The following is a 17,635-nucleotide window of genomic DNA, read 5'->3' as shown; positions in this document are numbered from 1 at the left end:
CGTTTTATTCCTCCATCACCACAATACTATTACTTCTGATTTTAACATCATCGCGATGAGCACGCAATCTTGAATTACCCCCACTTTCACTTCGTTTAGAAGTGGGAGATTCCTAAGACCACTGACGTAACCGTCAGTTATTGATTAGGCTAACCCCGCAATCCCTGCGGTTAAAAGCCTTTCGGCTTCATTTTTTATATTTATACTTGCGTTAATATCTCTATCGTGATGGTCTCCACACCCTTGACAATCCCATTCACGCAAGGCAAGATTCTTAACGTCTTTGTTTCTATATCCACAAGATGAACAAAGTTGGCTTGATGGGAATGTTTTACCTACAGCAATAACTTGTTTCCCATACCATTTCGCCTTATATTCAAGCATCGTTCTGAATTGCGACCAACTTACTTCGCTAATTAATTTAGCAAACATTTGGTTTTTGAGCATATTGGATACTTGCAAATCCTCTATTCCGATAACATCGTGGTTTTTGATGATTTCGGAGGAGATTTTATGCAAGTAATCCGTTCTTGCGTTGCTAATTTGCTCGTGAATACGAGCAACCTTTATCTTTTGTTTTTGATAGTTTCTCGCTTCGCTTAATTTACATTTCCGCTTTAAGGCGGCCTCTTGTCGTCTTGAAAGAATACGCTGTGCTTGTATCAGCCTCTTCTCTAGTGCACAAAAGAACTTATGATTTCTATAGATCGTTCCGTCAGATAAGATCGCAAAATCCTTCAGGCCAACATCAACACCTGCAGATAAACCAGTTTTTGGTAACCCTTTAACTTCTGTTTCAACAAGAATAGATACAAAGTATTTACCCGAAGGGTTACGTCGAATCGTTGCGCTAAGAATTCTACCATCAATTTCACGACTTTTAGAAAACTTCACCAAGCCCAACTTAGGTAGCTTAACCATGTTATCAACTACTGCTATATTTCCGTTGGTATGCTTTGACGTGTAGGATTGCACGTTATTGCTCTTTGATTTAAAACGCGGAGCTTTGTTTTGTTTCTTGAAAAATCGTTCATATGAATCAGCCAAATTCTTTAAGGACGACTGAAGAGAAGTGCTATCCACTTCTTTTAACCAAATTGTATCTTCCTGTTTTTTTAATTGCGTTAACTCGGCGGAACAAGCGATATAAGACAATCCTTTGCCCGTCTCTTTGTAGATACTATCCCACTTAGCCAAAAAGTGATTAAAGACAAAGCGACTGCACCCGATTGTCTTAGCAATGAGGATTTGTTGTTCTATGTCTGGATAGATACGGAATTTATAGGCTTTGTTGATTATCATGTATTTTCACCTCGCTTCAAAAGGGTTATGTGACAAGAACAGAATAACCGTTCCGTTAAAGCGAATATTTTGGACTTTTTTCCAACCGAAATTCATCTCCCACTTATCACTGGGCTACGCCCTTGTCGTGAGTGAAGTGAGAGTCTTCTTTCGGTAAACAGATAAATGTCTTGTTTGACTATCCGCGCTTCTTCCTTCGTCATTTTCCTTTTGATTAAATAACAAACAAACCTAAAAACACTTTGATAATCTATTTAACACTCATGCTATTGTTAATATTGACTTTTATATATTCGTTACTTATTTTCGTTGACAAAACCTCTCGCCGAATTTCAAGATAAACAGTTTTGGTTAGCATCGGGCCTAGTGCGTCTGTTATGTTTCAATTTGGTCGTTTCCGTATTACCGTTACTTTCATCGACTTTTTTATACCAGCTTAATTCTGCTAAATGTTCTCGAAATAGCAGCGACATAGCATGCTTCTCAGCGCTCTGATCTATCACGTTACAGCCACTCCTTTACTGCTCTGATTTCCTACCATCGCAAAGTAAATAGATATTAGCTCTTCCGTCCTGTTGCGCAGCCGCATGTTCATGTAGCGTCTTTTGTCTTCATAGCCACCATGGAAAAAGGCATACTCAGTAAACGTGCCGTCTTTCCCTTGTTTAATTAACTTTAAATGTTCACTTCGGGCATAGAGATTCGTTTCTTTTAATTCGGCTCGGACGATTTTTAGTGCACTTTCAATAATTTCTACATAAGGCTTTTTCAATTTAAATGAGCCTGGTCTCTCTCTAAAATTGTTATAACCATTGGTAAGTAAATCATATTTTCAAAATGCGGTAATGCATCTGATGGAATAAACGCCATTAGATTACCCTACTCTCTTTACGAATGATGGGAACAAGTGCCAGTACATTATCAATAATAAAAGTACGTTTGGATCCTCGAAGATGACAATAGGCTCGGAAGGATACCTCACCAACCTGTAGGACTTTGATTCTTCGCTTACTGATTGAACCATCTTTAGCCATGTACATCATATCCAGTGACTCGTTGTACTTCAGTGACTTCAATAATTGGCCACGCACATTCGTTCCCCCTTTTCATCCATCATACAGAATATACGTTCGCTTTACAAGCAAATAAAAAGCATCTTGTGAGAGATGTTTTTAGTTACGATCACTATTTAGATGAACGACCTTTATGCACTGTGTACGCCCATTAAGTAACGTTCAATTTTAGATAAAAAAATAATGCCGAAGCGTTTAATGATATAACTATTTATAGTTCAATACGCTACGCCAAATGGGTATGAAACATAATCACAAGAAAAGAGATGACAACTTTAAATTTCATATCTTTAATTATTTTCATATCACCACATCCTATGTCTAGAGTATTGGTACATTTAAAGATTAACACGCCTTTATTAAGCCATTTTGAATGGAGCGTTAATGTTTTGTAAATATTCTCAAAGCCGCCTATCACTTTTCTATTGCATGAACAAAAAGAACGCCCGGATGGACGTTCCAATTAGATGGTAGTGCAAAAAAAGTTCCTTTAGTCAGGACCAAGCTAACTTTCAATTAATTAATAAATAACCCTGTACCAAACTTCTTTTCCGCTTCTTCTAGCGCGATTTCTGCATCTGAATGCGGATGTTTTATAGAGCCGATAATTTGAAAGTCCTCATGCCCTTTTCCTGCAAATATGATGATGTCTTCGGAATTTGCGACTGAAACTGCGTGGCGCACAGCACTTGGTCGATCACCGATACATGCATACTGCTTATGCAGCATGCCAGCTTCCAATTCAGATAGGATTGACTCATACGGCTCGTCTCTCGGATCGTCTGTCGTTAAGACAACATAATCAGCAACAGATGCTTTTTCCGCCATGATTGGACGTTTAATCCGATCGCGGTTGCCTCCTGTCCCTATGACGAAGATAAGACGGCTTCCTTCCTTCTTATATGGGAGGACTGCAGCAATCGCTTTTTCAATCGCATCCGGCGAATGTGCGTAGTCGACATACATCGTTAGCGGCAATTGTGTCGGTACTTGTTCCATTCTACCTTTGACGGCTGAAATCTTCCCTAGGTAATTTAGGATATCCTCTATAACCATTCCTTTAGCGTATAGAGCAGCGATTACAGCCAATGCATTGTAGACACTGAATTCGCCTATCAAATTCATAGCGACCCGGAACTCCCCATCAGGTGAAGTTAGTTTAAATACCGTTCCGTTTGCTGCAAGTTCGATATCCGATCCACGAAATACCGCTTCATTTTGAATGCCATATGTAAAGGCTGGGTAAGAAGTCATTTCCAGTAGCTTATTGGACCATTCGTCATCCGCGTTAATGACTGCAAATTTCCGTTTTTCCATGTCTTGTCCTAGTTGTGAAAACAATAAACCTTTTGCATAACCGTAGTGATCCATCGTGCCATGGAAATCGAGATGGTCATGCGTTAGGTTTGTGAAAACAGCAATATCGAATTCCGTTCCTGCTAAACGACCTTCTACGAGTCCGTGAGAGGAAACTTCCATCGTCATTGTTGTACAGCCTTCCTCCAATGCACGGGCAATCATTCCCTGTGTCGTCAGTACGTCTGCTGTTGTATTTTCAGTTTCATATAGTGTTCCATTCAACTCAAAGCCAATTGTTCCAGAAACTGCTGATACTTCACCTGCTTGCTGGAGTATTGCTTGTATGATGCCACTCACGCTAGTCTTTCCGTTCGTCCCTGTTACACCAATCATCGTCAGCCGTTTTGAAGGATAGCTGAAAAACCGTGGTGCCAACAAACTGATAACCCGTGAAGTATTTTCAACCATGACGCAAGCAACTTTAGTCAAATCGACGTTGACGGGTTTCGAAGCAACGATAACGCGTGCTCCATTTTCAATGGCTTTATCCACAAACTTATGACCATCCACTGTGAACCCTTCGATACAGACGAAAACCCCTCCCGCACTTACCGAACGTGAATCTACCGCAATATCTGTCACAGTTGGTGGGAGTGTCCCTGTTATTTGTTTAATAGGTAAGATTGATAGTAAATTTTTTGTATCCATAAAAACCCTCCATTTAATCTATCATTGCTGAAGTCACGTATGCTCGTAGCAACTTTGCAGACGCTTTCAGTGAATCGGTATGTGTCCGTTCTAAAGCATGAGATGATTCAATTCCTGGACCGAATAACGCATGCTTAACATCGAATCCCGCACGGATTGCAGCAGAAGCGTCTGATCCGTAATACGGGTAAATATCGAGTTTGAACGGAATATCTCCCGCTTTACACAAGTTCGACAAATGCCGTGTCAATGCATAATGATACGGTCCGCTTGAATCTTTTGCACAAATTGAAACCGTATATTCATCCGAAGTTTGACCATCTCCAATTGCGCCCATATCGACCGCTATGTACTCAACTGTTTCTTCTGGAATATTAGAGTTTCCACCATAGCCGATTTCTTCATTATTGGAAATATAAAAATGCGTCGTATGCGGAAGTTGTAATTTTTCTTCTTTTAATGAACGAATCAATCCAAGTAAGAGAGCTGTACTCGCTTTGTCGTCAAGATGACGTGATTTAATGAATCCACTTTCTGTCGTTTCAAAACGCGGGTCAAATGAGACAAAATCGCCAACTTCGATACCCAGTGCACGTGTTCCATCTGCTTTCGTCACTTTTTCATCTATACGTACTTCGATATTATCTGCGCTTCGTTCAGCTGTTCCGGCATTTTTATAAACATGGACAGACGTCTGGTGCATAAGAATTGTTCCCCGTACTTCTTTCCCTGAAGCTGTATGGATGAGACAATATTCCCCTTCCACTGCATTCCATCTGAAACCGCCAATCATATCCAGTTTCAAACGACCATCGCTTTTAATTTCTTTAACCATTGCGCCAAGTGTGTCCGTATGTGCTGTGAGCAGGCGATGACGTGAAGTATTAGAACCTTCAATCGTAGCGATGATAGCTCCTTTATTTGTCTTCTTGTAGGATACCCCGATATCGCTCAGTTCTTGCTCAATTAGCTCCATCACTTTTTGTGTATATCCCGATGGACTAGGTGTTTCAACAAGTCTTTTAAGTAGCGTAACAATCTGTTTTTCATCAAATACAGTTTGCATTTTCAAGTCCCCTTTCTTCCCCTTCAAAAGTAGCCGGCTTTTCGAAGTTTTACATCATATATTTTAAGTATAATGTAGATTTACCGAGGTGCCTAATGGAATACTTTTGTTCTAACTTTTTTCAATTCATAGTACCCTTCATAGTCAATAGCTAACGTTTGATTGTTGCCGTTTCTCACACCTTAAAGAATAGAAAACCGCTATCCATTATCGGATGAGCGGTTTTACTATTTTCAGCTTATTGCCGTATGGTGGAAATGCAAGTGACATTGGAATGGTTGTACTTTTTTTCATCATAGACTTGGCATGCGTAAATGTATCAAAACTAGCTTTTCCATGATACGAACTCACTCCGGAAGTACCGACTCCGCCAAATGGTAAGTTGACGTTTCCAACATGCGCAATTGTGTCATTGATGCATCCACCGCCGAACGGAAGGTTTTCAATGAAGTAGTCAGCAGCTCGACTATTCTCAGTAAAGAAATATGCGGCCAGTGGTTTCGGCAATTGACGAATCCGGTGAAGCGCATCTTCAAGGTTATCATATGTCAAAATCGGTAAAATCGGCCCAAATATTTCATCCTCCATTGAAGCACTATTCCAAGATATATTATCAAGAAGTGTCGGTTCAATGAATAAGTCAGAACGGTCAGAATTCCCTCCGCTTATTACATGAGTTCGGTCCGCATCAATAATTCCGGCGAGTCGGTTGAAGTGTTTTTCACTGACGATTCTTCCGTAATCTGGACTTTGCGAAATATCTTTTCCGTAAAATTTACGAATAGATGATTGAATTTTTTTAATTAGTTGTTCTTTGACAGTATGATGGACGAGAAGATAATCCGGTGCAACACATGTCTGTCCAGTATTCAAAAATTTACCCCAAACAATTCGCTCAGCCGCTTTTTGTAAATCAGCTGTCTGATCAACAAGCGCCGGACTTTTCCCGCCGAGTTCAAGCGTAATCGGCGTTAACCTTTCCGCCGCAGCTTTCATAATAACTTTCCCAACGGCCACACTTCCGGTAAAGAAAATATAATCGAATGAAGCGTGGATGAGTGCTGACGTTTCTTCCTGTTCTCCTTCTACGACTCGAATATAATCGGGCGCAAAAGTTTCCGTCAGTATTTTATTAACGACATGCGCAGTATGAACAGATGTCTCAGAAGGTTTAACGATGGCGCAATTCCCACCTGCAATCGCTCCGATAAGTGGCTCCATAACGAGCTGAAATGGATAGTTGAAAGGTCCAATAATAAGGACGGATCCATAAGGTTCATGAACGATGAAGCTTTTCGCAGGTTGAAGGTGGACAGGCGTTTTGACTGATTCCTCTTCCATCCAGTCTTCTAAGTGTTTAATCATATAAGTAATACTCGATAGGACGAATCCAATTTCCGTTACATAGGATTCAAAAGAACTTTTACGCAAATCTTTATGTAAGGCTTCCGTGATTTCTACTTCATTGGCGGTAATCGCTTCCTTCAGCTTACCGAGCATTTCTTTTCGGAATGCAGCGCTCCGTGTCTTCCCAGTAAAATAAAATGAGCGCTGGGAAGTTATCATCGATTCTACGTCTTGTGCAGTAAAATTCATGTTATCCCTCCATATTCTATTTCTTATAATCTTAAATATAATAGATAGAGGTTGCAATCATTATGCTAAAAGAATATCAATCACTTTTTGTATCTCAAGACCTTCTTCGAATGAAACAAGCAACGCATCTTCCCCATTTACGGCTGCAATACATTCATCTACAAGCGTTTTCACTGAATCAGAAGAAGTCAATATCTCAAAAGGACTGTCTTTTAATGCCATGCTAAGTTCCGACCAATTGCGCAGTTTCAGAACACCTTTATCTCCATACACTGTATAAGACAGTTCTTCTTGTTGGCCGATTCCTGAAATGCCGTTCAGGAGGAATGGTATGTCGCCTGCCGTATCGCCAAATGCAATGACGCTCGTTTCCGCAAGCGTTTCATCTATAGGATAAGTGGTCTGGTGGGAGATGATTTCCAGTTCACCAAACATCCTGTACATAAGCTGAAGATAATGCGGGAATACTTCTCGTGTAAAGCCACCTTGTTCACGTGAAGCAATCCATGGATTTTGCTGCCAAACGCGTGGCCAATGTGGAAAATAGGTTTGCAACTCAATTCGAACAACTTCACCGATTTCACCTTCATTAACAAGTTTCATCATATGCCTGACTGATGGACTGTAGATCAATGGAAAATGCATTGCAGTTTGAATCGACTTGTTCGCCGCGGCTGAAGACATAACCAATCCATCTGCAACATTATGTGCAAGCGGTTTTTCACAAAGTACATTCAAACCTTGTGCAAGCGCTTCCGTACTAAGAACAGCATGCGATACAGGCGGAGTTCCAATATAGACCCAGTTCGGTCTCAATGCGAGTACCTCTTCATAAGAGGATGCCGCATAAAGCCCATATGTATTCGCCATTTCTTGAAGACGTTTGTCATTTTCATCGAACAGCGCCACAATGAGTGCAGTATCATTGTTACGCAATTGATTAATAATCCGTTCACCGACAATTCCTGTGCCGACGATTGCAAATGTAGTCTTATTCATCTAGACAACCCCTTTTTGAAAGTTCGTTTTTACAAAGCTAATATCAATTACGCCTCGGCGTAATTGCGTCCAGATTTTGAATCGAGCTTGCTCGATTGACTTCTTTCAAAATCTGTGACATCCGCCGGAGGCTTAATCTTTATTCAGCGGGCGTTTGGACACCCGCTGAACAGGAATTAAACCCCATTCACCTCCAACCTATGGAGGTGAGAGATGAATAAAGATAGATAGGTCTTAGGATTCCTTTACACGCCTTCACGTTTTGAATGACAGCAATGAAGGGAATAGAAAATTTAAACAGCAAAGAATCTAAAGGAGGAAATGGACATGACAACAACTGATACTTGGTGGGAAACAATCTTTGAAGGTAATCTTTCATCGGGAATAAATAAAGAACGTCTGGTTGAACTTGAAGAAGAAAATTTCCTTTATTTTGATGAGGTGCAACAAATCGAAGAACCCATACACTGATAACGAATTCCACATACTAATTCATGACACTAATTTAACATGGACCATACGACAGCTTTTCCAGTAATTTACCGGGAAAGCTGTTTTTAAATATGGTTTACTCGATACTGTGCCATAGATAAAGTGCAGCATAACTTAAATAGGGTGTCCAATCAGGAAAATGAACAAGCATTTCATCGATCGTAGGCTTGCGGTCCATTCCCCATAACTTTTTCAATGCATTTTGTAGACCAATATCCGCCAATGGGAATAAATTCGGACGCCCAAGACCTGACATGAGAAAACTTTGCGCCGTCCATGGACCCACTCCACGATATGCAACCAATTCCGATGTCACTTCTTCATCATCCATTAGCGTAAATCGCTCAAGGTCCAGCTTCCCCTCTGCAATCGCTTGCGACAGTCCGATGACATATTCAGCCTTACGTGAACTAAACTGCAATTCACGCAGAGTGGAGACATCTAGGGACGCAATACGTTCAGCGGTGGGATAGCGCCAGACACCATCCAACTCACTACCAAACGTTTCCACGAAACGCTTGGTCAATGTATGCGCAAAGGAAAGGTTTAGTTGCTGATGAATAATACTTTTCATTAAAGTTTCGTACAAAGAAAAACTTTTTATAAGCGGCGTTCCTTCATATTCGAGGAAAAGTGCTCCAAGGTCCGTATTTGCAAAATGATTCCCGATGGCATCCAGCGGTTTATCAAAGTGAAAAATTGACTTAACCGTTTTAACTTGATTTTCATCAATCGCTTCTTCTATGTTAAATGAAGGGAATTGTTTTGTGCCTGTACTTTGTAAGTGGACAATATTCCCTTCCTTCATGGGAATGCGAACTGAACAACTATGCAAATCCACCGTATTTACAGGGTCTCTTGCAAGTCGCGCAATTGCTCGATCAAAATCGTAAACGAACGGCAATGAGAATTGAACGTCGATTAAAAACACCTCTTTCTTCATGATTCTATCGTTTATTATACGCTAGTAAAATAGTTTCCCAAAAAGTATTGACTTCCTCTACAGATTGGTTATAATAGAACTTGTGCAGTAAGCAGAAGCACTACTTAAATTCCCGGTTCCGTAGCTCAGCTGGGAGAGCACTACCTCGACAAGGTAGGGGTCGCTGGTTCGAGCCCAGTCGGGACCATTGGGTGTTAAACCCGAAAAAAGCCTTTAGGAACAAAGGTTTTTCTAAAAGCATCATCCTTCATTGGATGGTGTTTTTTTGTTTGATAATAATATTTAAATTCTTCCTTATGTATAGGGGCGGGTTCGGAGTATGGAGTGTAGACCGCTTCCCGCGCTGAGGAGTTCGATATCGAGAGAATTGAAAAATTCGAAGTGTGAATTCGCAGATGCTTGGCGCTTTGGGGATGCCTCTCGCCATGATCCTGGATATGCGCTTCGCATCCAGTCTCAGGGCTTCAGCTACCCCTTTGCCGCGCCTTCGCTAGAGTTTCCATTATAGATAGAGCTGTTAATTCAGTGTGTACATTTTAGATCGCTTAGCGCTTTAGGGATGCCTCTGGGGAACTGAAAAAGTTCTATACTATATCACTTCAATCCATTTTTCTTTAAGGTCTCCTCTTGCATCTTCGCTTTTTTACTTATACGGTAGCTATTTTTGTATACACCGTATAATGCGATGGCAAATGGAATTGATGCCATTAGAAATGTTTCAAGTGCTGTTATCGATTCCTGGTCAAACCATTCGAATTTGACGTTTAGAGTACCCAAATATAAGAGTAACGCTGACAGCCATCCCCCGAATAACGCGACAAGCTGCTTTAGTTTTTCTGCATTCATTATAATACCTCCTTTATCCTATAATTCTAAGACCCAAAAACACGAAAGTTAGATATGGCCTGTATTACTATCGTATTCACTATAATTTCATTCATTTCCGCTCCACGCCCGATTCTTTTCCTATTCCGAAATATATCTACAACACTGCATTAGATCGATTGAATGCAGAGGGTAATATCTTCAAAAAATACAAGGAACTTTCCCCCAATGAAAAAATGGATTCCGAACGCAAAAAATCCCTTCGCCTATTAGCGAAGGGATTTCCACTTTAAAAAACATTTATGTGGTTTTCAATTCTAGTCTTTGTGCAAGTAGAGACAAAGCGTAATTCACAACGAAGTACATAAGGGATATTAATATAAAGATTGGAATTACTTCGTTTGGAAAGTGTGCTTGAATGATTTTTGCATTATGAAGCAACTCCGGAAGCGCTATAACAACTGCAAGCGATGTATCCTTTAGAAGTGATATAAACTGACTAACAAGGTTTGGTACCATTCTTCGAAGTGCTTGCGGCAAAATAACAGTTCTCAACGCTTGAACATATGTAAGTCCTGATGAACGTGCTGCTTCCATTTGCCCTTTTTCAATAGAATTCAATCCACCACGGACAATTTCAGCTAACATCGCTGATTCAAAAACAGTCAATGCCACAATAGCGGAAACAGTTATGCTGAGATTAATACCCATCTCTGGCAGTGCAAAATAAGTAAATAATATGATTAGAAGTAGTGGCAAGTTCCGGATTGTTTCCACAACAACCGCTAGTAATTTTGAAAGGATAGGTATTTTAGCAAATCGTAAAGTTCCGATTGCCCCACCTATTATAAAACTGAAAAAAATTGAAATAAAAGCAACTTTTAACGTAACATAAAAACCTTCCATTAAAAATTTAAGATTATCTGGACTAAATGCACCTGAAAAATCCATTATGACACCTCCTTAATGGCTATTAGCAAGACGTTTTTCAAGATAAGATACGCCTAAGCTTAATGGAATGGTTATGATTAAATAAAATAAAGCGACAAATATGTACACATCAAAGACTACATAAGTTTTGGCCGAAATAAGGTCTGCTTGATACATCAGTTCCGTACCGGCTATGAGCGCCAAAATAGATGAGTTTTTCACTAAATTAATAAATTGGTTACCAATAGGAGGTACTACAATTTTAATAGCTTGAGGTAGGATGATTATTCTCATTGTTTGAGCATAGCCTAAACCTGACGACCTTGCAGCTTCCATTTGCCCTTTGGGAACAGACAAAATACCTGAGCGAATCGCTTCTGCGATAAAAGCAGACGTATAAATAGTCAATCCAATTGTTCCTGCAGTAAATCCTGAGAGCTGTAGTCCCAAGGACGGAGTCCCAAAATAAAAGAAAAACACAATAACGAGTAGTGGAATATTCCGGAAAAACTCTACATAAGCTGTGGCTATCCAACGAAGCGGTGCAAACAGAATAATTCTCATTACCGCGACGATAGCACCAATCAAAAAGCTTCCAATTAATGCGATAAGACTAATTAATAACGTAACTTTAAACCCATCCCAATACATATCGAAATAATTTATTAGAATTGAGAAATCCACAATCTTTCCACCTCACTTAATTCAATCAGGATGGGCAATAGATGCCCATCCTGATTGATCAAACTATTTTGTGAAACTATACATTGCCAATATAGAAACACCCTTTTACTTCAACAAACCTTCAAACCAACTGTTATAAACAGTATCGAATTCACCGTTCGATTTTAGTGATTCAAGCGAAGTGTTAAGCGCATCTACAAGTTCTTTTTCACCTTTTTTCACAGCAATCCCATAAGGCTCTTCTGTAAATTGTTCACCAACTAATTCAAATGAATCATCTTCAGAAGCCATTCCTGCAAGGATTGAGTCATCTGTTGTTAATACTTCACCTTTTCCAGCTTTAAGTGCAGTGAAAGCTTCTGCATAGTTTTCAAATTCTAAGACGGGTGCATCTGGAGCTGCTTCACGTATATTATCAGTAGAAGTAGACCCTTTTACAGCAATTACAGTTGTATCTTTTGTAAGGTCGTCAGTACTTTGAATAGGACTTCCTTTTTTCACAAGAAGAGATTGACCTGCATTGAAATATACGTCTGAGAAATCAACTTCTTTTGCACGTTCTTCTGAAATTGTCATTGTCGCGATAATTGCATCGATATTGCCTTTATTCAATAATGGAATTCTTGTTTTAGATGTTACTTCTACAAATTCAACTTTCGTTTCATCGCCTAGGATTTCTTTTGCTAATTGCTTAGCAACATCGATATCAAAACCTTCAACTTCTCCTGTAGCCGGATCTTTTAAACCAAATAATTTCGTGTCGTATTTTACACCGAACACAATTTTATCGCGTTCTTTAATTGTATCTAGTACATTTTTCCCTTCTGTTGCATCACTCGCTGCATTGTCGTCCTCCGAATTACAAGCTGCCAAAAGCATAACTGACATAATTGCAGTAATCGTTAATAAAAGAATCTTTTTTGTTTTAAACATATCAACATCTCCCCTTTTGTTTTTAATGATTTAATATACGGCTGAGAAAGACTTGAGCCCTTTCTTCTTGCGGGTTTTCGAAAAACTCAACCGGAAGTGCCTCTTCTAAAATTCTGCCTTGGTCTATGAAGACAATTCGATCTCCAACTTCTTTGGCAAATCCCATTTCATGTGTGACAACCACCATCGTCATACCTTCTTTTGCAAGCGTTTTCATGACATCCAATACTTCACCGACCATTTCCGGGTCAAGAGCAGATGTAGGTTCATCAAAAAGCATGATGTCCGGTTTCATAGCAAGTTCTCTCGCAATTGCGACGCGTTGTTGTTGTCCCCCAGATAATTGCGATGGATAGGAAGATGCTTTGTCAGGAATTCCTACCTTTTCTAAGTAATACATCGCAGTCTTTTTTGCCTCTTCTGCTGATTGCTTCAAGACATTCATTGGAGCCAGTGTAATATTTTGAAGAACAGTTTTGTGTGGATACAAATTAAAGTGTTGGAAAACCATTCCAATATTTCGTCTCAATTTGTTAATATCCGTTTTCTTGTCATTGACTACGGTGTCATTCACGGTAAGCGTTCCTTCGGTAATTGTCTCAAGCCTATTTATGCATCTAAGTAACGTACTTTTACCAGAGCCCGATGGACCGATGATGACAACTACTTCTCCATCTTTCATAGTGAGATTAATATCTTTAAGAACTTGAAAATCTCCATAATATTTATTGACTTGTTCAAATGAAATCATGCCTTACCCCTTTCTAACAACTTCGAACTCAAAAAGAACTGAGTTCATTGAATCATTTCCAATTTCTAAATTGTCATGCATGTATGCCATTCTATCTATTCACAATTTAGTTGTCAACTTGATTTTTTGAAAACGGTTACATTTGTTAAAAATACAACACGATTAGTACACTTTCAAAGTTATATCTTATTCTATTGAATGAACCTCCTTAATACAAAAAAGCCCGAAAGGTTGGTTTAAACCTTTCGGGCTTTCATATACGTTTCGTTATGTTTGTGCACCTTTCACTTTCGTTTCAGGCATTGTTTCATCAGGTCTGATATCTTCGAAGGTTTCGCCGGCTTCTTGTAAATCACGCGTTCTGTGTGCGATTCTTGATGATGCACAAGCAGCAATACTGGCAACGAGATCGTCAAGGAACGTATGGATTGCTTTTCCTTTTACTGTATCCAGTTCATTAATAATTCCTATTTTATTTTTGTCAAGATGACCGAATGTCGTTACTGCAATGGATCCATATGTAAATACGGCACCAAGTGCGATTGTTTCATCGACTCCGAAGAGTCCTTCATCCGATTCAACAATTTGTTGTAAAGGTGCGGACAACTTACCTTGTTCAGCAAGTTCATCCAGCTCGATTCCCACTAAGATTGCATGTTGGAGTTCACGTTTTCGGAGTACACCTTCAACAGATTCAATACAGTGATCCATTGTGAGGCCTTTATTGTAAGGATATTGCATTTCGTAGACAATTTCTGCAACCGATTCAAGCGTTACACCGCGTCGGTTCAAAGCTGCTTTCGTTGCATCAGTTACAACTTTTGAATGAACTACCTTTTTGTCGTCATGCATTACTGTTCAACCCCTTTTGTAAGTAATATATAAACTTAACACAACCATTATACCTGACCTTGCCGATATGATACAATTTCACTATATACGCATTTTTAGGAGGTTTCATCTTGAAGAACGGTAAAATAGAGGACATAACAATCTATAGTAAAGAACTTGATGAGGAAATGCAGTTACTTATTCATTTACCACACAACTATTCCCCACTATATAAGTACTCAGTTCTAATCGCATCCGATGGAAAAGACTATTTTCAGTATGGACGAATTGGACGAGTCATCGATGGGTTGCTTGAAAAAGAAGAAATAGAGAACGTGATTGTCGTTGGCGTCCCTTACAAGAGCGTCCAGGAACGAAGGCGCATGTATCATCCTGAAGGTGATCGACGAGAAGCATACATCCGATTTTTGGCCCACGAGCTTGTCCCTTTTATCGATGATAATTACCCGACTTATCAAATAGGCACAGGCAGAGCACTCATAGGAGATTCACTTGCGGCTACGATTTCACTATTGACTGCTTTGAAATACCCTAATATATTCGGAAGAGTACTTCTTCATTCCCCTTATGTCGATGATTTGGTACTAGAAAAAGTGGAAGCTGCAAAAGATTCTTCTTGTTTCTCGATTTATCATGTGATCGGAACAGGAGAGAATGAAGTGTCCACACAGGTTGACGGTGTCCAGGACTTTCTTACACCCAACCGGACATTAAACGAGTTGATTGTAAGAAAAGGGTTTCCATACTATTATGAAGAATTCGACGGAAATCATACTTGGAAGTATTGGCAACCCGATATCCCCCGCGCTATAAAAATGGTATTTGGCCATTAAGTCAGTCTAAACGGACAATTTGCAGGATATTCTGTTATAATTGATTGTATGAAGCATTTAACAATAACTTTACCTAGGAGGTTTTCATATTGAATTATGGCGTTGTTGCATTTCCATCTAAGAAACTTCAAGATTTAGCGAATGGCTATCGGAAAAGATACGACCCGCATTACGCACTAATTACTCCACATTTGACGGTTAAAGGTGTTTTCGAAGCGAACGACCAGGAAATTGATGAAGTTTCTAAAGCCATCAAAGAAATAACTAAAAAACACGGTCCGTTCGAATTAAATGTTTCGAAAGTGGGTACTTTTGCCCCTATTACGAATACGATTTACTTCAAGGCCACTCTAAACGATGAATTGGCTGCATTGCATAAAGATTTGAATTTCAACTTTTTCGGTAAAGATCCTGAATATGCATTCGTTCCCCACGTGACGATTGCACAAAAGTTATCTTCCGGCGAGCACGACGATATCATAGGTCAATTGAAAATGATTGGTGTCGATCATACTGAAACGATTGATCGACTTCACCTAACTTACCAGCTTGAAGACGGCTCTTGGACGGTCTACGAAACATTCCGCCTCGATGAGGATAACTGACCGTTGTTCGAAGTAAAAATCGCAACTTCTGACCTTGAAAGAGAAGACGCATTTTTTGTCAGAAGAAAAGTATTCGTGGAAGAACAAGGAGTACCCCTCAATCTTGAACTAGATCCTCTTGACAAGACTGCAGTGCATTTCGTCGTCTATTCGGCCGAAACACCAATCGGAGCAGGTCGAATCAGAGTAATCAGTGATGGAATTGGGAAGGTCGAAAGGGTTTGTGTTTTAAAAGACTACCGCGGTAAACATCTGGGTAATCTCGTAATGAATGCACTTGAAGAGCATGCAATAAACGTAGATATGAAGAAAGTAACTTTGAATGCTCAAGCATACGCTGTTCCTTTCTATGAGAAATTAGGATATATTATTACTTCACCAGAGTTTATGGATGCGGACATTCCGCACCGTGCAATGGAGAAAATTATTATTGAATCATAAAAGGTTCGCATTGCTAAATAGCAATGCGAACCTTTTTCTTATTGTTCATTAGATATATGCATTTACTGATATACCTTTTCCTACAACTTGAGCAATGATTGGTGACAGATTAACGGGGTTTGGTAAGACGAATCCTTGATATGATGGAGGTATTTTAACAATAGGCTTACCTTCTACATCTCCCTTATCCTTTTCTTGTTCCCGAGAAAAGGATCCATTCAATTCATCCGAAAAATCCGAATCAAGCTTAACCCTGCCGACCTTTTCGATAAATGCGAAATCGTGGAGATCCATATTCAATCGGTTTGCGTACATTTGAGATTGTATTGGCTGAATCGGTAATATATAGCCCATTGTTAACACCCCATTTCCACATTTTCTATTAGTATATCCTTAAAGTGCTACCGTTAAACCTATTATTCTACTGTTCTGTACTTTTATTTTATTGCCGCCCAAGCATATCTTGAATATCTTTAATATTTACGGCTTTACCATTCTTTAAGATAGAGTTGACAAGCTCATCTTCAGTAGCTTGAGGAACATCTTTTTTGGCGAGTTTACCCACTTTTCGTATGATTTTCCTCACTTGCCGTTCATCACTGAAATCCGCATACTGGATTGCATTTGCAAGTGCAAACACTTCTTCCATCGGGACGCCTGTTTTTGATTCGATTTTCCGGAAAAATGAATCATTCATCTAATATCCCCTTTCTTAAACATAAAAACTGCGGCCCACAATAATGAGCAAGATGAAGAGAACTACGATGAGGACAAATGTCGAACCACCATAATTATCGCATTTATCGCTTTCATAACCGCCGCAACCACCGCCGCCATAACCACCTACATGCGAATTGCATCCGAACATAAATATACCCCCTTCCTTTCTATATATCCTATGCGGACACAACTAGAAGTTAGAGGGCTAAATGACTATTAAACCTTTCCTTTTGCTTTAAAAATGATAGCAGCAATGAAACCGAACAAAATAGCAGAACTAATTCCTGAACTTGTCACTTCAAACATTCCTGTCATTACACCAATGAGACCATGTTTTTCAGCCTCCGCCATCGCTCCATGTGTCAACGAGTTGCCAAACGATGTAATCGGTATAGTTGCACCTGCCCCGGCAAAATCGATAAAAGGCTCATACAATCCAAAACCGTCTAATACTGAACCTGCCACAACCAAAATACATAATGTATGCGCAGGCGTCAGTTTTGCGACGTCGAATAAAAGCTGTCCAACCACGCAGATAAGACCCCCTACAATAAAGGCGGTAATAAAAATCGAAACCATTAGC

Annotated in this window: 22 protein-coding genes and 1 tRNA gene; 5 read left to right on the top strand and 18 right to left on the bottom strand. The window is 39.7% G+C overall.

The features are described 5' to 3' along the window. Positions 1-144 precede the first annotated feature (144 nt). From tnpB to AC1TO6_RS03755, 7 genes are all read right to left on the bottom strand, one after another. Positions 145-1,302 (bottom strand): IS200/IS605 family element RNA-guided endonuclease TnpB, encoded by a 1,158-nt coding sequence (gene tnpB / locus AC1TO6_RS03785; protein ID WP_482100272.1) that lies wholly within the window; start codon positions 1,300-1,302, stop codon positions 145-147. A gap of 499 nt (positions 1,303-1,801) precedes the next feature. Next, positions 1,802-2,074 carry a YhjD family protein gene (locus AC1TO6_RS03780; protein ID WP_482100271.1) on the bottom strand — a complete coding sequence of 91 codons (273 nt, stop codon included), beginning with the start codon at positions 2,072-2,074 and terminating at the stop codon, positions 1,802-1,804. Positions 2,075-2,171: 97 nt separating this feature from the next. Next, on the bottom strand, positions 2,172-2,393 hold the full coding sequence (locus AC1TO6_RS03775) for a transcriptional regulator (protein WP_482100270.1): 222 nt from the start codon (positions 2,391-2,393) through the stop codon (positions 2,172-2,174). Positions 2,394-2,891: 498 nt separating this feature from the next. After that, positions 2,892-4,382: a UDP-N-acetylmuramoyl-L-alanyl-D-glutamate--2,6-diaminopimelate ligase gene (locus AC1TO6_RS03770; protein WP_482100269.1), complete on the bottom strand. Its 1,491-nt coding sequence runs from the start codon at positions 4,380-4,382 to the stop codon at positions 2,892-2,894. A 13-nt stretch (positions 4,383-4,395) separates the two neighbouring features. After that, positions 4,396-5,448, bottom strand: coding sequence for a M42 family metallopeptidase (locus tag AC1TO6_RS03765; protein WP_482100268.1), 1,053 nt, complete (start codon positions 5,446-5,448; stop codon positions 4,396-4,398). Positions 5,449-5,655: 207 nt separating this feature from the next. Next, entirely contained in the window at positions 5,656-7,044 is a 1,389-nt protein-coding gene (locus AC1TO6_RS03760) for an aldehyde dehydrogenase (RefSeq protein ID WP_482100267.1), read from the bottom strand. A 60-nt stretch (positions 7,045-7,104) separates the two neighbouring features. Beyond that, entirely contained in the window at positions 7,105-8,043 is a 939-nt protein-coding gene (locus tag AC1TO6_RS03755) for a Gfo/Idh/MocA family protein (protein ID WP_482100266.1), read from the bottom strand. A gap of 327 nt (positions 8,044-8,370) precedes the next feature. Here AC1TO6_RS03755 and AC1TO6_RS03750 point away from each other — a divergent pair, with 327 nt between their 5' ends. Beyond that, positions 8,371-8,514: a hypothetical protein gene (locus AC1TO6_RS03750; RefSeq protein ID WP_482100265.1), complete on the top strand. Its 144-nt coding sequence runs from the start codon at positions 8,371-8,373 to the stop codon at positions 8,512-8,514. Positions 8,515-8,611: 97 nt separating this feature from the next. On the opposite strand, the gene AC1TO6_RS03745 is transcribed toward AC1TO6_RS03750, so the two are convergent. Continuing rightward, entirely contained in the window at positions 8,612-9,478 is an 867-nt protein-coding gene (locus tag AC1TO6_RS03745) for a DNA-3-methyladenine glycosylase family protein (RefSeq protein WP_482100264.1), read from the bottom strand. A gap of 114 nt (positions 9,479-9,592) precedes the next feature. On the opposite strand from AC1TO6_RS03745, the gene AC1TO6_RS03740 reads away from it, so the two are divergent. Then, positions 9,593-9,665, top strand: a tRNA-Val gene (locus tag AC1TO6_RS03740). A 407-nt stretch (positions 9,666-10,072) separates the two neighbouring features. Here AC1TO6_RS03740 and AC1TO6_RS03735 read toward each other — a convergent pair. The 6 genes from AC1TO6_RS03735 to AC1TO6_RS03710 all read right to left on the bottom strand — a co-directional run bounded on the left by AC1TO6_RS03735 (position 10,073) and on the right by AC1TO6_RS03710 (position 14,453). After that, on the bottom strand, positions 10,073-10,324 hold the full coding sequence (locus tag AC1TO6_RS03735) for a phage holin (protein WP_482100263.1): 252 nt from the start codon (positions 10,322-10,324) through the stop codon (positions 10,073-10,075). A 279-nt stretch (positions 10,325-10,603) separates the two neighbouring features. Further along, positions 10,604-11,254: an amino acid ABC transporter permease gene (locus AC1TO6_RS03730; protein WP_482100262.1), complete on the bottom strand. Its 651-nt coding sequence runs from the start codon at positions 11,252-11,254 to the stop codon at positions 10,604-10,606. A gap of 12 nt (positions 11,255-11,266) precedes the next feature. Further along, complete coding sequence (locus tag AC1TO6_RS03725; protein ID WP_482100261.1) at positions 11,267-11,917, bottom strand: amino acid ABC transporter permease; 651 nt, start codon at positions 11,915-11,917, stop codon at positions 11,267-11,269. Between the two features lie 105 nt (positions 11,918-12,022). Continuing rightward, complete coding sequence (locus tag AC1TO6_RS03720; RefSeq protein WP_482100260.1) at positions 12,023-12,850, bottom strand: transporter substrate-binding domain-containing protein; 828 nt, start codon at positions 12,848-12,850, stop codon at positions 12,023-12,025. Between the two features lie 22 nt (positions 12,851-12,872). Continuing rightward, positions 12,873-13,601 carry an amino acid ABC transporter ATP-binding protein gene (locus AC1TO6_RS03715; RefSeq protein ID WP_482100259.1) on the bottom strand — a complete coding sequence of 243 codons (729 nt, stop codon included), beginning with the start codon at positions 13,599-13,601 and terminating at the stop codon, positions 12,873-12,875. Positions 13,602-13,868: 267 nt separating this feature from the next. After that, a complete protein-coding gene (locus AC1TO6_RS03710) occupies positions 13,869-14,453 on the bottom strand; it encodes a phosphatidylglycerophosphatase A family protein (protein WP_482100258.1) in 585 nt (194 codons plus the stop codon). Positions 14,454-14,563: 110 nt separating this feature from the next. On the opposite strand from AC1TO6_RS03710, the gene AC1TO6_RS03705 reads away from it, so the two are divergent. From AC1TO6_RS03705 to AC1TO6_RS03695, 3 genes are all read left to right on the top strand, one after another. After that, complete coding sequence (locus AC1TO6_RS03705) at positions 14,564-15,286, top strand: esterase family protein (protein WP_482100257.1); 723 nt, start codon at positions 14,564-14,566, stop codon at positions 15,284-15,286. Between the two features lie 89 nt (positions 15,287-15,375). Beyond that, positions 15,376-15,891, top strand: a complete 516-nt coding sequence (locus AC1TO6_RS03700; protein ID WP_482100256.1) for a YjcG family protein — start codon at positions 15,376-15,378, stop codon at positions 15,889-15,891. A gap of 3 nt (positions 15,892-15,894) precedes the next feature. Further along, a complete protein-coding gene (locus AC1TO6_RS03695) occupies positions 15,895-16,332 on the top strand; it encodes a GNAT family N-acetyltransferase (protein WP_482100255.1) in 438 nt (145 codons plus the stop codon). Positions 16,333-16,380: 48 nt separating this feature from the next. Here AC1TO6_RS03695 and AC1TO6_RS03690 read toward each other — a convergent pair whose 3' ends face one another. From AC1TO6_RS03690 to spoVAE, 4 genes are all read right to left on the bottom strand, one after another. Further along, on the bottom strand, positions 16,381-16,686 hold the full coding sequence (locus AC1TO6_RS03690; RefSeq protein ID WP_482100254.1) for a hypothetical protein: 306 nt from the start codon (positions 16,684-16,686) through the stop codon (positions 16,381-16,383). An 88-nt stretch (positions 16,687-16,774) separates the two neighbouring features. Beyond that, positions 16,775-17,029: a stage VI sporulation protein F gene (locus AC1TO6_RS03685; RefSeq protein ID WP_482100253.1), complete on the bottom strand. Its 255-nt coding sequence runs from the start codon at positions 17,027-17,029 to the stop codon at positions 16,775-16,777. 15 nt (positions 17,030-17,044) lie between these two features. Then, the gene (locus tag AC1TO6_RS03680; RefSeq protein ID WP_482100252.1) at positions 17,045-17,200 is read right to left on the bottom strand and encodes a YjcZ family sporulation protein; all 156 of its coding nucleotides are present in this window, start codon (positions 17,198-17,200) and stop codon (positions 17,045-17,047) included. Positions 17,201-17,268: 68 nt separating this feature from the next. Continuing rightward, complete coding sequence (gene spoVAE / locus AC1TO6_RS03675) at positions 17,269-17,631, bottom strand: stage V sporulation protein AE (protein ID WP_482100251.1); 363 nt, start codon at positions 17,629-17,631, stop codon at positions 17,269-17,271. Positions 17,632-17,635 lie beyond the last annotated feature (4 nt).

Source organism: Sporosarcina sp. Y352 (assembly GCF_056786535.1).
Note: the sequence above shows the minus strand (reverse complement) of the source record. Positions and strands in the feature narration are given on the sequence as shown.

What these genes read in the sequence shown, in the direction of transcription:
- tnpB (WP_482100272.1), bottom strand. Translation starts at nt 1,302, where the DNA reads ATGATAATCAACAAAGCCTATAAATTCCGTATCTATCCAGACATAGAA.
- AC1TO6_RS03770 (WP_482100269.1), bottom strand. Translation starts at nt 4,382, where the DNA reads ATGGATACAAAAAATTTACTATCAATCTTACCTATTAAACAAATAACA.
- AC1TO6_RS03765 (WP_482100268.1), bottom strand. Translation starts at nt 5,448, where the DNA reads ATGCAAACTGTATTTGATGAAAAACAGATTGTTACGCTACTTAAAAGA.
- AC1TO6_RS03760 (WP_482100267.1), bottom strand. Translation starts at nt 7,044, where the DNA reads ATGAATTTTACTGCACAAGACGTAGAATCGATGATAACTTCCCAGCGC.
- AC1TO6_RS03755 (WP_482100266.1), bottom strand. Translation starts at nt 8,043, where the DNA reads ATGAATAAGACTACATTTGCAATCGTCGGCACAGGAATTGTCGGTGAA.
- AC1TO6_RS03750 (WP_482100265.1), top strand. Translation starts at nt 8,371, where the DNA reads ATGACAACAACTGATACTTGGTGGGAAACAATCTTTGAAGGTAATCTT.
- AC1TO6_RS03745 (WP_482100264.1), bottom strand. Translation starts at nt 9,478, where the DNA reads ATGAAGAAAGAGGTGTTTTTAATCGACGTTCAATTCTCATTGCCGTTC.
- AC1TO6_RS03735 (WP_482100263.1), bottom strand. Translation starts at nt 10,324, where the DNA reads ATGAATGCAGAAAAACTAAAGCAGCTTGTCGCGTTATTCGGGGGATGG.
- AC1TO6_RS03730 (WP_482100262.1), bottom strand. Translation starts at nt 11,254, where the DNA reads ATGGATTTTTCAGGTGCATTTAGTCCAGATAATCTTAAATTTTTAATG.
- AC1TO6_RS03720 (WP_482100260.1), bottom strand. Translation starts at nt 12,850, where the DNA reads ATGTTTAAAACAAAAAAGATTCTTTTATTAACGATTACTGCAATTATG.
- AC1TO6_RS03715 (WP_482100259.1), bottom strand. Translation starts at nt 13,601, where the DNA reads ATGATTTCATTTGAACAAGTCAATAAATATTATGGAGATTTTCAAGTT.
- AC1TO6_RS03710 (WP_482100258.1), bottom strand. Translation starts at nt 14,453, where the DNA reads ATGCATGACGACAAAAAGGTAGTTCATTCAAAAGTTGTAACTGATGCA.
- AC1TO6_RS03690 (WP_482100254.1), bottom strand. Translation starts at nt 16,686, where the DNA reads ATGGGCTATATATTACCGATTCAGCCAATACAATCTCAAATGTACGCA.
- AC1TO6_RS03685 (WP_482100253.1), bottom strand. Translation starts at nt 17,029, where the DNA reads ATGAATGATTCATTTTTCCGGAAAATCGAATCAAAAACAGGCGTCCCG.
- AC1TO6_RS03680 (WP_482100252.1), bottom strand. Translation starts at nt 17,200, where the DNA reads ATGTTCGGATGCAATTCGCATGTAGGTGGTTATGGCGGCGGTGGTTGC.
- spoVAE (WP_482100251.1), bottom strand. Translation starts at nt 17,631, where the DNA reads ATGGTTTCGATTTTTATTACCGCCTTTATTGTAGGGGGTCTTATCTGC.